Source organism: Streptomyces sp. NPDC050416 (assembly GCF_044458845.1).
In the GTDB taxonomy this organism is placed as follows: domain Bacteria; phylum Actinomycetota; class Actinomycetes; order Streptomycetales; family Streptomycetaceae; genus Streptomyces.
This window is the reverse complement of the sequence record NZ_JBITII010000003.1, coordinates 399,145-412,561: the sequence shown is the minus strand read 5'-3', so window position 1 is coordinate 412,561 and position 13,417 is coordinate 399,145. Positions and strand designations below refer to the sequence as shown.

9 protein-coding genes are annotated in these 13,417 nt (G+C 72.2%); all 9 read right to left on the bottom strand.

All coding sequences use genetic code 11. The annotated features are described in order from the left end of the window. Positions 1-2: 2 nt before the first annotated feature. The 9 genes from ACIBL4_RS11420 to ACIBL4_RS11380 all read right to left on the bottom strand — a co-directional run bounded on the left by ACIBL4_RS11420 (position 3) and on the right by ACIBL4_RS11380 (position 13,321). Positions 3-2,672 (bottom strand): tetratricopeptide repeat protein, encoded by a 2,670-nt coding sequence (locus tag ACIBL4_RS11420; RefSeq protein ID WP_399408733.1) that lies wholly within the window; start codon positions 2,670-2,672, stop codon positions 3-5. 17 nt (positions 2,673-2,689) lie between these two features. Further along, entirely contained in the window at positions 2,690-4,024 is a 1,335-nt protein-coding gene (locus ACIBL4_RS11415; RefSeq protein ID WP_399408731.1) for a hypothetical protein, read from the bottom strand. Positions 4,025-4,072: 48 nt separating this feature from the next. Further along, positions 4,073-5,107 carry a glutamate ABC transporter substrate-binding protein gene (locus ACIBL4_RS11410; protein ID WP_399408729.1) on the bottom strand — a complete coding sequence of 345 codons (1,035 nt, stop codon included), beginning with the start codon at positions 5,105-5,107 and terminating at the stop codon, positions 4,073-4,075. A gap of 29 nt (positions 5,108-5,136) precedes the next feature. Then, the gene (locus tag ACIBL4_RS11405) at positions 5,137-6,588 is read right to left on the bottom strand and encodes a hypothetical protein (RefSeq protein ID WP_399408727.1); all 1,452 of its coding nucleotides are present in this window, start codon (positions 6,586-6,588) and stop codon (positions 5,137-5,139) included. A 163-nt stretch (positions 6,589-6,751) separates the two neighbouring features. Further along, on the bottom strand, positions 6,752-7,192 hold the full coding sequence (locus tag ACIBL4_RS11400) for a GNAT family N-acetyltransferase (RefSeq protein ID WP_399408725.1): 441 nt from the start codon (positions 7,190-7,192) through the stop codon (positions 6,752-6,754). A gap of 73 nt (positions 7,193-7,265) precedes the next feature. Beyond that, entirely contained in the window at positions 7,266-8,675 is a 1,410-nt protein-coding gene (locus ACIBL4_RS11395) for a Cys-Gln thioester bond-forming surface protein (protein WP_399408723.1), read from the bottom strand. A gap of 279 nt (positions 8,676-8,954) precedes the next feature. Then, positions 8,955-9,431, bottom strand: a complete 477-nt coding sequence (locus tag ACIBL4_RS11390; RefSeq protein ID WP_399409325.1) for a single-stranded DNA-binding protein — start codon at positions 9,429-9,431, stop codon at positions 8,955-8,957. Positions 9,432-9,754: 323 nt separating this feature from the next. Beyond that, a complete protein-coding gene (locus ACIBL4_RS11385) occupies positions 9,755-11,710 on the bottom strand; it encodes a GTP-binding protein (RefSeq protein ID WP_399408722.1) in 1,956 nt (651 codons plus the stop codon). Between the two features lie 3 nt (positions 11,711-11,713). Next, positions 11,714-13,321 carry a dynamin family protein gene (locus ACIBL4_RS11380; protein ID WP_399408720.1) on the bottom strand — a complete coding sequence of 536 codons (1,608 nt, stop codon included), beginning with the start codon at positions 13,319-13,321 and terminating at the stop codon, positions 11,714-11,716. Positions 13,322-13,417 lie beyond the last annotated feature (96 nt).

Here is a 13,417-nt window from a genome sequence, read left to right as displayed (position 1 = left end):
AACTACACCCACGTCCGGGGGCGGTAACGATTGGCACGTTCCACCAGGTCGATCCTCTCCTCGCCGCCGCGCGCCAGCCGGGCCAGCGTGCGATACGAGCGTTCCAGGCCGAAACGCAGGCCCCGCTCGTCCAGGCCGCTGCCGAGCAGCGTCCGTCCTCCGGCGGCGGGAGGGGCGGAACCCTGGCCCCCGGAGAGTACCCAGTCCAGCGCGCAACCGAGGACTTCGGCCGACAACTGCTCGCGGCGCGCCGGGTCCAGACCGTACGCGTCCAGGGCCTCGACCTGCGCCGCGGCGGCCGTGAGGTCCTCCAGGAACGGTACGTCGGAGGCGGTCGCCGTGCGCTGCCGCAGCCGCGCCCGGACGGCGGCCACACGCGCGGCCGTGTAGTGGATGGAGGACTCCGGGACCGACTCCAGCGTCCGTACGGCGCTGCGCCGGTCCCCGGTCGCCAACTGCACGCGGGCCAGGCCGAACGCGGCGCTCACATAGCTCGGGTCCGTCGACCACACCAGCCGGTAGTACTCGGCGGCGTTGTCGAGCTGGCCCAGCACCTCCGCGCACAGACCCAGCGCCAGCTTGGGCGCGATCTCGCCGGGGAAGGCGTCGTAAATCGCGTCGAAGGCGAGCGCGGCGCCCTCGTCGTCCCCCGTGACCAGCGCGGCCATGCCCCGGTACCAGACCACCCGCCAGTCGTCGGGCCGTTCGCCCTCCAGCGTGACCAGCGCCTCCAGCGCGGCGGCCGGATCACCGGTCTCCAGCCAGGCCCGGATCTGCCGCAGTCGCGTCTCGATCGAGGGGGCCGGAGCCGCCGCGAGGGCGCCGAGCAGCTCGGCCGGGGCGGAGGTCATCAGGCCCGCGAGGAAACCGGCGTTGGGGTCGGACGGGTCGACGCGGGGCACGGGGAGGGCGAGGGCGGCGGCGCGGGTGTCGACGGGCTTGACGAGGCCGTGGGGGCTGGGCAGGCCCGACGCCCCGCCGGGGCCCGGCCCTGGCGCGGCTCCTCCGAGCCCGGCGGCCGGCTGGGCGGCATGCGGTGGGGAGGGGACCGCGGGCAGCGCCTTCGCCGTAGCGGAGTTGCGCCGATTCCGCACCACTCTCGCCCCCAGCCGGGACACCTCACCGTCCAGCTTGGGGAACAACTCCGTGTCCGTGACCCGCAGCTCGGGCCCGAACAGCGTGGACAGGGCGGGCCGGGCGCGGCCCGTCTGGAGGGAGACGACCTCCCGCAGGACACCCGTCAGCTGCTCGGTCATCTCCTGCGCGGAGGCGAACCGGCGGGCCGGGTCGGGGTCCGTGGCGCGGACCAGGAGGCGGTAGAACGACTCGTACTGCCGGAAGACCTCGATGTTGTCCGGGTCGGGCAGGGAGTCGACGTAGACGTTCGTGTAGCCCTGGAAGTCGAAGGTGAGGACCGCGAGCGTGCGGGCGACCGTGTAGAGGTCGCTCGCCACCGACGGGCCGGCCTCGGCGACCTCCGGCGCCTGGTACCCGACCGTGCCGTAGATGGCCGACTCCTCGTCGTCCATCCTGCGCACCGCGCCCATGTCGATCAGCTTGAGCTGGTCCTCGGTCTGGATCGCGTTGTCGACCTTGAAGTCGCAGTACAGCAGGTTGCGGCTGTGCAGATGGCCGAGCGCCTCCAAGGCCTCCAGGCCGTACGCGCAGGCCTGCTCCACGGGCAGCGGGTCGCGCCTGCCGTGCGGGGTGCGGCGGGCGTTGGCGATCTCCTTCAGCGACTTGCCGCCGACGTACTCCATGACGATGTAGCCGTCGAGGGAGCCCGTGCGCTGGTCCAGGTGCTCGACGAAGTTGTAGATCCGCACGATGTTGGCGTGCTCGATCTCCGCCAGGAAGCGCCGCTCGGAGATCGCCGCGGCCATCGCGTCCTGGTCGCCGGTGTCCAGCAGGCCCTTGAGGACCACCCAGCGGTCGGAGACCGCCCGGTCGACGGCCAGGTAGACCCAGCCGAGACCGCCGTGCGCGAGGCAGCCGACCACCTCGTACTGGCCGTGCACGACGTCCCCGGCCTTCAGCTTCGGCACGAACGAGTACGGATGCCCGCACTTGGTGCAGAAGCCCTCCGTACGTCCCGGCCGGTCGCCGCGCGCACGGCCCACCTGGGCGCCGCAGTCGGAGCGCGAGCAGAACCGCTTCCGCTCGGGCACTTCGGGGTTGTCCAGGACCATTTCGCGCGGGTCTGGCCGCGGGATCGGCGGGACCTGGACCAGTCCCGCGCCCAGCCGGCCCCGGGACGAGGAACCGGCGGCGGAACCGGAGCTGCGCACCGACACCGAGCGGCCCGTCGCCTTGCCCGACAGGGAGCGCGAGAGGCGTCCCGACACCGAGCGGCGGGACTTCGACGACTGGGACGACGTACGGGAACTGCGGCCGCTGGAGCGGGAGCTGCCGCTGCGCCCCGAGCCGTGGGAGCCCCCCTTGCCGCCGGCGGTGATGCCGGTGGGGGGTGACCCGACCATGCCGTTCGCGGCGACGACCGGGGCGAGGCCGCAGGTGTCGCAGTACAGTTCGCCGCCGCCCACGTCCTCGTAGCTGCCACCGCAGGCGGGGCGCTGGCAGGTGCGCTGCGGCTCGCCCGGTGTTCCGCCCGGTGCTTGGCCCGGTGACGGGCTCGGCGGTTCGTTGGGTGGTTCGTTCGGTGCCTGACTCACGGACTCCCCCTTGTCGCTCATGCGCCCGGCCCCCTCCGGTCGTCCTCCGGCACGCCCTGGTCCGGCACCCGCGGGCCGCCGAGCAGTTCCGCGGCGGCCTGCTGGTAGCGCAGCACGGCCTGTTCGGCGGCGCGCAGGTCGCAGGGGGCGCTCCACAGCATGCGGCGGGCCTTCTCGTACCGCTCCACCAGCAGCGTGTCCTCGGCGAAGCCGTGCCGGGCGACCTTCGCCTTGTACGCGTCGAGCCGGCCGCGCAGTTCGGCACGGACCGCCAGGGGTGCGGTGACCGCGGTCAACGACTCGCGGGCGCGCAGCAGTTCGTCCTCCGCCTTCTGCTCCAGCGACTCCAGGAGCGGGGACAGCCGGTGCCACTGGGCCTGTCTGCGGTACTCCGCGGCCGCCGCCAGCTGTTCCTGCAACGCGGTCGGCGGTCCGCTGACGACCGGCACCTCCGTCGCGGCGATCTTCGCGAGGACCTCGCCGCGGGCGGTGCGCGCCTCGGCGAGCGTACGGTCGGCGCGGCTGAGGACGTCGCGCAGTCTGACGATCCGCTTCTCAGCGTCCTGCCGCACCGTCAGGACCGCGTCGATCTCCCGGCGTACGTCCTCCAGGGCGCGCGCCTCCCGGTCGTACACCGTCGTGTCCGGCCTGCCGCCGCCCGGAGCCGAACTGCCCTCCGCGGCCTGCCAGAACGCCAGCGGGTCCGACACGACCTGCTCGCGCAGCTTCGTGAGCGTGCGGGTGATGCGCTCCAGGTCGTCACCCGCCGGGTGCTCGCCGGGGCGCACGCCGACCGAGTGCGCGAGCCTGCGGGTGCGCTGTAGCTCGGCCGCCAGCAAGTCGATCCGGGCCGGCAGCGCCGACCAGACCGCGTCGGCCGCGACGACCATGTCCAGGCTCGTCGCGTACAGCTCGTTCATCCGGTCGACGAGGGTGGCAAGCGAGTAGCGTTCGCTGAGTTTGTTCCCCGTGCCGTGCAGGGTCGGGGCGTTGGCCGTCGCCGTGGCGCTGCCCGCGACCGTGACCGAGTCGCCGTTCAGCAGCTCGGTCAGCTCCACCAGGTCCTCGCGGCTGGACCAGCGGCGACGTGCCCGGATCTCCCGGGCGGTGCGCAAGGCGGCCGTGTACGCGTCGAAGTACGTCCACAGCAGCGTGATCGACGCCTCTGTGGACGTCCAGCGTTCCCGGGTGACGCCGGTGAGCTCGGCGCCCTCCAGGAGTCTGCGGCCCGCGTGGTCCTGGAGGGCGAGGAGCGAGGTCTCGATCGCCTCGTGCTCCGCGCCGAGCCGCGCCAGCGCACGGTCCACCTCGTCCCGGTCCATCACCGGCCCGGTGGATCCCGTGACGCCCATCGATCACCTCTCGCTGCGGTTGTGCCGGTTGGGGGGGCGGTGCGGTTGTCAGGTCGTGCGCAGGTACTGCGGTGCCGGTGGTTCCGACTTCTCCGGATTCTTGCCCAGTGTCGCCGACAGCCATTTGCGGTACGACGCCTGCCAGCCGGTCGCGGTGTCCTTGCGGTAGTCCACCAGGATCTGGTTGACCCGGCGTACCAGATCGTGGGCTTCCTTCTTCATCGCCACGCCGTAGTACTCGGCAGTGAAGGGATCGCCCTTGAGCTCGACCGTCGGATCCTGTGCCGCCTGGCTCGCGGCGAGCGCGCCGTCGGTGACCACCGCGTCGGCCTCGCCGAGCTGGAGCCTGACCAGGCAGTCGAGCTGGTTCGGGACGGTCTTGGAGATGTCGGTGGTGGTGGGGAGTTCGCCGCTCTTCTTGTCAGCTTTCAGCGTGGAGTACGCCGTGGAGCCCGCGGCCGTGCAGACCCGCTTGCCGGCGAGCGTGCCGTCGTAGCCCTTGATGGGCGAGGACTTGGGGGCCAGGACCTGCTGTCCCGTCTTGAAGTACGGCGCGGAGAAGGCGACCTGGTCGATGCGCTCGCAGTTGATCGTCATCGTGCGGACGACCATGTCCACGCTGCCGTCCCGGATCGCCGGGATGCGCTGGTTGGTGGGGATCGCCTTGAACTGGACCGCGTTCGGGTCTCCGAGTATGTCCTCGGCGATGCGGTGGACCAGGTCGATGTCGAAGCCCTCCAGCTCCCCGCGCTTGCCGCTGTTGGGGTCGCGGTAGCCCCAGCGGTAGCTGTTCTGGTCGATACCGACGATCAGCTTGCGCTTCCCGCCCTGTCGGTTCTTGATCTTCTGGATGGTGTCGCCGTCGGCGGAGGAGGGCGGCAGGGTCTGCTTCTCGGGGTCCTTGCAGTCCTCTTGGGCCTTCTCGGCCTTGATCGTTGCCGACTGGGCGACTGCCTGGTCGTCCACGCTCCTCGGTCCGGACAGCGGGACGCTCAGGGCGAAGACCGCCACCAGGGCGCAGACGACCGCCATCGCGGCCACCCCGCCCCAGCCCTTCAGACTGGCCCGCAGACGTGCTCGCATGGTCGCGCCCCCTTTCACCCGTGTCCCGTTCATCGGTACTCCGACAGCCTGCGGCCGATGCCGAGCACCGCGCCGGCGGCGCCGAGCAACGCGAGAACGGCCGCGCCCGCCGACAGGCCCGTCAGCGCGTCTCGGCCGTCGTCGGCCGCGCGCTTGAACTCGGTTTCCTCGTGCGCGAGTGCCGTACGCAGGTTCTTGTCGACGCTGTCGAAGCACTCGCCGGTCGTCTTGCCGGTGCCGACGACCTTGTCCAGCGCCTGCTGGTAGTTGCCGTTCTCGTCCTGTTTCCGGGCCGCGGTGTGGCGCTTCTTCCACTCCGTCATGTTGCCCACGGCAGCTGTGACGGGGTTTTCGCCCGATGCGTCGTCGGCGAGCTTCCCGGCGGCCGCGAGGTGCTTGCCCAGGGCGTCGATGTCCGTGCGGAAGTCGTAGTCGTAGGCGTCGTAGGTCTCTTCGCCGACCTTCTTCGTCTCGGCGCCGCGGGCCACCAGGGTCAGGTTCTCGTTGCCCCGTGCCTTGAGGGAGGCGATACGGGCGTCGTGCAGCACGTTCAGGGAGCGGACGCCGTGTTCGTAGGAGTCGTCGAGTCCCGCGCGGGCGACGCTGTGGCCGACGACCAGCCAGAGCAGGATCACGGTCGCGGTGGCCGTGGCGGCGACCAGGCCGTGGTTCAGGACGCGGTTCGTGCGCTGGTAGTTGCGGTGCTGGGCCCAGGCGAGGGCAGCCAGGGCGGCGATGCCGAGCGCGATGGCGGCCCAGGGGTAGGGCGTGGCGTCCGCGTAGTCCGCGCGCAGACGCTGGTTCTCCTTCGTGTACAGGTCCTCCGCCGCCGGGAGCATCTGCTCCTGCATCTTCTCGTTGGCGTAGCGGAGGTAGGCGCCGCCGACCGGAAAGCCCTGGCGGTTGTAGGTGCGGGCGCGCTCGACCAGGCCCTTGTACTCCGGGAGGAGTCTGTTGAGCTTGGCGATGGTCGCCGCCGACGGGGAGTCCGGGTCGGAGTTGGCGGCGGCGTTGACGAGTTTCTCCGCGGCCGTGCGGATGTCCTTCTCGTAGCGGTCGCGGGAGGCGGCCGTCTCCTGGCCGCCGGCGAGGAAGCCGCTGGAGGCGGCGGTGTTGGCGTCCGCGAGGGAGCGGTAGATGTCGGCCGCGTCCGAACTGAGGGGCTGACTGCTGGTGAGCACGTCGTCGGCCGCCGCCGCGCGGTCGGTCATCTGCCAGGCGGTGACGGTGCCGAAGGCGACGACGAGAAGGGCGAGGAGGGCGCCGATGATACGGAGGCGGCCGGGCTCCGTGATGGCGGCGGCGCGGAGTCGGTCCAGTCCCTCGGCGAAGGCGGTGCGGCGGGGCTGGGGCTCCGTACCGCCGTGCGGTCCTTGCGGCGGTTGCGTAGTTTGCGCGGGTGCTGGTTGGGCCGGTACCGCCGGGAGGGTGGGCAGGCCCGGGCCTGTTGGTGGTGTGCTGCTCGTCGGCAGGTGTGTCACTGTGACCTCCCCCATGGTCATCCGTCGCCGCAAGTATCCCTTCCGGCACTGACATCCGCACCGCCCTTGCCACGATCTTGATCTGATCGCAGCGCGAGGCACCACCCCTTGCCCGGATACACGTCGGGGGGATCGGTTCGGTTCCCGTCGGGCATGCGCGCGGCTACTCCACGTAGCGTCGAAACCCTTGCGCCGCCGCCGTGAAGCCGCACGCCGCGTAGAAGCGGTGGACGTACTCGTCGTCCGCCGCCAGCAACTGCACCTTGTAGCAGCCGGCCGACTCCCCCAGCCGCACGGCCGACTCCATGAGCCGGCGCCCGACGCCCCGCCGCTGGAAGCGGCCGGCCACCACGACGTTCTCCACGAACAGGATGGCCCGACCACCACGGGTGAGGTTCGGCATCACGATGCAGTCCGCCGTCCCGGCCACGGAACCGTCGGCCTCGGCGACCAGGACGGTCCGCCCCTGCTGCCCGGATATCGCCGCCCAGACGGCCTCCGCGGCCGCCTGTGACAACGGAGCGTCGTCCGGGTTCAGTTCGCCGTAGAGGCCCAGCAGCGCTGCCAGGTCCGCCTCGGCCGCCTCCCGCACCGTGATCTTCATGCACTGAGCCTAGAAGCAGGGCCTGCCTGGGACGCGGCCTTCAGCGGACGTGAGCGTCAGCGGAGGGTGAGCGTCAGTCCCCCGTCGGAGTCTCCTTGCGGCGGAGCACGATCAGGGTCGTTCCGCCGATCAGGACCAGGGTGATGGCTATGCCGGCGATGAGGGGCGTGACGCCCGAGCTGCCGGTTTCGGCGAGGTTGGTGTCCGTCGCCGTGCCGCCCGCCGAGGCCGGGCTCGGTTCACTGAGGGTCTGCGTGGCCGTGCCCGTCCCGCTGCCCTGGACCTGGCAGTCCAGCATGCCGGTGAAGCGCTGGGTGAAGCCGCCCGGGCCGTGGATCGTGAAGTCGTACGCCTGGTCCTCCTGGAGCGGAACCGTCACCGTTCGGGACTCGCCCGCGGCGATGGTGTGCTCGAGGCCCGCCAGTTCGAAGGTGAACGGCTCGTCGCCCTTGTTGGACGCGATGATGTCCACGCCGCCCTCGGCGCAGTTCTTCGCCGCCGACAGCGCCGGGATCGCGCCCTTCTTCGCCCAGGTCGCGCCCGCCGTCGCCGACACCGTCGACTCGCTGGAACCGGCCAGGATCTGCGTCTGGCTGCGGCTCTCGGAGGCGAAGGCACGGCCGACCGGCACCGTCGTCGAGGCCTGCACGGTCAGTTCCGCCGCGCCGGCCGCCGCTTCCTCGGGCACCTCGAAGAACACCTGTCCGCCGTCGGACGTGGAGGTGACGGCCTTGCCCTGCTTGTCGACGATCCGGACCCCGCTCGTGGCGGCGTCCGCGGGCGGGCTCACCGTCACACTGCCGGCGTTGGTGTGCACCGTCACCGGGCCCAGCCGCTCCCCCGGCCGGCCGGAGACCGCCGGCGGGTCGAGGGTGAGCGAGGCGCGGGGTTCGGGCCGGCTCCGGGCGTTCTTCTCCAGGTAGTCCGCGAGCTGCTCGGCCTGCGGGTCGAGGGCGTCGACCGCCACGTCGTCCGAGTAGCGCCAGATCGCGACCTGCGTGCCGGCCGCCGCGTCCTGCTCGGTCAGCGCACCGCGGACGCCCGCCTTCCGGGCCAGCGCCGCGAGGTCGTTCACCTGCGGGTAGGAGTTCTGCAGGATCCAGTGGATCCGGCCGGCGTCCTTGTTGGCGCCCAGGGACGTGCCGCTCCAGGGCGTCTCGTGGTACTCGGCGTCCCGCTGCGTCGGGTTGTGCAGGTCGACGCAGTACGTCTGGAGCATGCCGCCGCCCTCGACGGACATCTCGAACAGGCCCGCCGACACCTGCTGGTCCCCGGTGGCGCCGTGTATCACCGCGGTGCCGTACGTCTTCAGCCCGGCTATCGTCGCGGTCGCACCGCCCTGACTCCGCGTCGTCTCCTCGGCGGCCGCCTGACCGGCGCCGGCCAGCACACCCCCGGCGACCAGCCCGGACACGAGCGTCGCGGCACCGAGGCGGGCAGCCCCTCGCCTGCGTACGAACACCGCAGAGAACGAAGCAAACACCAAATTCCCCTTCGAGCAGGACCCGTCGATGTGGGGGGTACGGTCCCACCAGCAGAATCACAAGCCTCATGGGCCGCAAGAGCCCCGAAAGCCATGCCCGGCATCCTAGGTACGCGGCGGACACCGCTCGCCGGTGAGGCGGTCGGACGAGTGATCCGACTCGGAATCGTTATCCCCAAGACCCCTGGTGAGCAGGGCTTATCGACAAGTCCACCCCCGATTTTTCGGTGCGCACTCGCCGATAAGCCACAGTTCGGGCAGACTGGCGGGTGATTGACGTCACGTCAATACGGCGGCTTCCGGGGGTTGTTGAGCGGGCGCTCCGGCCGGTTCCGGTGAATCCTCCTGCGGGGTCTCCCAGTTGGGCTCCGACTGCGCCGGTGCCGGTGCCGTCTCCGGCTTGCCTCCACGGCGGAACGCCGAGGTCCCCCATGCCAGGTCGTGCCCGATCGCCACCGCGTCGATGTCCGCCGACGTCCAGCTCTGCCCCTCGCGCACGTCGGTCCGCACCTTCAGCCTGCCCTGGACGATCACGGGCTCGCCGACCGTCAGCGACGCCGCCGTGTTCGTGGCGAGCTGGCGGTTGGCCCACACCGTGAAGAAGTTGGTGTGACCGTCGGTCCACATGTTCTTCTCGCGGTCCCAGTAGCGCGCGGTCACCGCCAGCCGGAACCTCGCCGACGGGCCGGACGCCATCTCCCGGTACACCGGCTGAGTCGCCACCCTGCCGACCGCACAGACCATCGTCTCGTTCATCGCGAACCCCTCCCTCGCCCGGACCTTCGACACCGGGCCGACGCGTACGGGCCCGTCCCGTACGGCTGTGTCCGCCAGACTGCCGCCTCCGGGCCGGGCCCGCTGAGCGCTGTGGATCACCGCCCGGCCTGTGGACAACGCCGTCACCCGGACGGGTGATACCGAGCGGTCAGGGATGCTGGGTGGTCAGGAACGTGCGGTGGTCGGGCACGCGCGGTGGCCAGGCACGCGCGGTGGCCAGGCACGCGCGGTGGCCAGGCACGCGCGGTGGCCAGGCACGTGGAGAGGTCATGAACGCGGTGCGGCCCCGTCCGCTCGAGGCATCACGTCCCCGCCCCCACCACCCTCCCGTACTGCTCCCGAACCTCCCGGTACCGCAGCAGCTCCGCCGCCACGGGATCCAGCACCCTGGCCCTCCCGCACCCTGCCGCCGCCTCCCGCAACCGGCGTTCCGCCTCAAGCCCGTAGCGCCGGGCAGGCCCCCGCGCCGCCATCCGGCAGCTCCACTCGATGAGCGGGCCGCCGACGATGCCGATCACCATCAACAGCACCGGCACGCCCAGGTTCGGCGCCATGACCCCGACGATCTGGCCCACCAGCCACAGCCCGCCCAGGAACTGGAGAATCGTCATGGACGCCTGGGTCAGCACGGCCACCGGCCACCACCCCGGCCGGGGCGGCCGCCCCGTCGGCACTCCCGCCCGCACGCTCAGCTCGTCCAGCGCCTCGGGCAGCCCCTGGGAGCCGCGGACGGCCGCCTCGCGCACCGCCTGGGCCCACGGCGCGGGCAGGCCCGCCGATGCCCGGTCGGCCACCGTCCGTACCGCCTGCTCGACCCGCTGCCGGGCGGTGGCCTCCTCGTCGGCCTGTGTACGCGAGGGGAGCCGCCCCGTCGCGGGCTCGCCGCGGTCCTGGTACCAGCGCCACAACCGCAGCCAGGGCGTACCACAGGCGCGGTTGGCGTTGCGCAGCCACGCGCGTTCGGCGGCCTCGCCCGCCGCCGTGGCACCTACCGCGTCCGCCAGCCGGTCCGCGAACTCCTCCCGGGCCTGTTCGCTGAGCCCGGTCCGCCGCCGCGTGGCGTAGACGGGCCACAGCCGTGCCGCCGCGATGTCCACGTCGGCCGCGATACGCCGAGCCGGTGCCGTGCGCTCCGCGACGAACTGACCGAGAGCCTCGCGGAGTTCACCGACGCCGTCGCCGGTGAGCGCGGACAGCGCGAGCACGGTCGTACCCGGTTCGCCGTACTCCCCGAGGGCGATGCCGTCCTCGTCGAGGAGCCGCCGCAGATCGTCGAGGACCTGCTCGGCGGCTTCCCCGGGCAGCCGGTCGACCTGGTTGAGGACGACGAACATGACCTCCGCGTGGGCCGCCATCGGCCGCAGATAGCGCTCGTGGAGGATGGCGTCGGCGTACTTCTCGGGGTCGACGACCCAGATGACCGCGTCGACGAGCGTCAGGATGCGGTCCACGTGCTCGCGGTGCTGTACGGCCGCGGAGTCGTGGTCGGGCAGGTCGATGAGGACGAGTCCGCGCAGCTGGGACTCCGCGTGCCCGGTCGGCAGCGGACGGCGGCGCAGCCGGGGCGGGATGCCGAGCCGCTCGATGAGGCTCGCGGCCCCGTCGCTCCAGCTGCACGCGATGGGCGCGGCGGTGGTGGGACGGCGTACTCCCGTCTCCGAGATGGCCACTCCGGCGAGGGCGTTGAACAGCTGCGACTTGCCGCTGCCCGTGGCGCCCGCGATGGCGACGACGGTGTGCTGCCCGGAGAGCCTGCGCCGGGCGGACGCCTCGTCGAGCACCCGCCCGGCCTCCGCCAGCGTGCGGCTGTCGAGCCGGGTGCGAGAGAGCCCCACGAGTTCGCGCAGGGCCTCCAGCCGGGAGTGCAGCGGTCCGTCGTATGCCAGGGGGGTGACCGTCGGCGGGGCGGCGGGACGGTTGTCCAGCACGGCGTACTGGTGTCCTTGGGTGGCCTCGTCGACCCGCCGCGCGATGAGCCCGTCGTCCCAGGAGGCCGTGGAGGCCGTGGAGGCCGTGGAGGCCGTGGAGGCCGTGGAGCCGGGGGAGCTGGTGGAATCCGGGGATGCCGTGGAGCTTGCGGAGCCCGTACGGGAGGTGGAGTCGCCGTCCGGCACGCGCGCGTGGGTGCCGTCCCTGCTCTCGTGCCCGGAGGCGCTCTGGGGGGCCTTCGCCGACGGGTTCCCGGCGGCTGCTGCCTTGTCCGCGTCGCCCGGCTGCTCGGCGCGCTCGTCGTGGTCCTGGTCAGTGACGGCGGTCACCGGTCACCTCTCCTTCTGCAGTACGGACAGCGCGGCGATGAGTTCGGCCTGGGGCTCGGGGTGGACGTCGAGGGCGTCGAGCGGGGCGAGCCGGCGCTCGCGTTCGGTGTGCAGGACCCGGTCGACGTGCTCGGCGAGCAGCCGTCCGGCCCGGTCGCGCAGCCGCAGTGCGCCGTGGGCGCCGATCCGCTCGGCGAGCCCCTCCCCGGCCATCCGTCCCCGCCGGCCGCCCAGCAGGGACGTGGCGACGAGGGCGGCGACCAGCTCGGGGTCGGGTGAGAGGTTCCGGTCGAGCTCGCGTACCTCGTCCTCGGCGAACTCCTCCAACTCCCGCCGCCACCGCCGTACGGCGAGACCGATCCGGTGCTCGGCGCTCTCCGCGGCGGGTTCGCGATCGGCGAGCCCGGGGGCGGCCGCCGCGGGTTCGCGCCGCCAGGCGTCGTCGATGCGCTCGTCGGCTGCGGTGACGGCGCACAGCAGCAGCGCGCTCAGGCTCTCCACGAGCGCGTCGAGGAGTTCACTGGCGGTGCAGTCCAGGGGGAAGGCGCGCCACCGCTTGAGGGCGTCTCCCGCGAGCACCGCCCCGGCCTGCAACCGGCCCCGCACGCGCTTGTGCTCGCTGTCGTACGCCCCGTCGACGGCGGCGGTGAGCCGCAGTGCGGCGGCGTACTGTGCGGCGGCGGCGCCGGCCAGCTCGGGCATCCGGGACTTGAGGGAGTCGAGGACGCCGTGTGCGGTGCGGGCGACGACCTGTTGCCGGGCCGCCGGGTCCTGGACGTGGTGGATGAGCCAGGTGCGCAGCTGGGCCACGGCACTGGCCGGCAGGAGCCCACCGCCCCAGGCCGACTCGGGCAGTTCGGGCACGGTGAACCGCGGCACGTGCCCGAGTCCGGCCTTGGTGAGCAGGGCCCCGTACTGCCGCGACACCTCGGCGACCACCTGGTGGGGCACCCGGTCCAGGACGGTGACGAGGGTGACGTCGTACTCCTTGGCGGTGCGCAGCATGTGCCAGGGCACGGCGTCGGCGTAGCGGGCGGCCGTGGTGACCATGATCCAGATGTCGGCCGCGCAGATGAGCTCGGCGGCCAGGACGCGGTTGTCGGACACGAGGGAGTCGATGTCGGGGGCGTCGAGGAGGGCGAGGCCGGGCGGCAGCGTTTCGGTGGTCTCGACGCGCAGCACGCGCGCGGGGTTCTCGCCGGGCAGCAGCAGGTCGTCCGCGGAGTCCTGCTGGGGCACCCACACACGGGTGAGATCGGGCAGCACCCTCATCCCGCTGAACCAGTGATGATCCTCCGGATGGCAGACCAGCACGGGGGTCCGTGTCGTCGGCCGCAGCACTCCGGCCTCGCTGACCCGCCGTCCCACGAGGGAGTTCACCAGCGTGGACTTCCCGGCTCCGGTGGAGCCCCCCACGACGGCCAGAAGTGGCGCTTGGGGGTCTCTCAGCCGGGGCACCAAGTAGTCGTCGAGCTGGGCGAGCAGTTCGTCGCGGCTGGCACGCGCGCGTGGGGCCCCCGCCAAGGGCAGCGGGAAGCGTGCGGCGGCGACACGGTCGCGCAGGGCGGAGAGTGCGTCGAGCAGCTGAGGCCGTACGTCCAAGGTCACCACATGCGAAGAATGCCCAATTTTAGGGGAATTCTGAAGCATATGAGCATGTCTGCGCGCCGATGGAACACAAGGGACGGAAGGGACTAGTGGGACGTG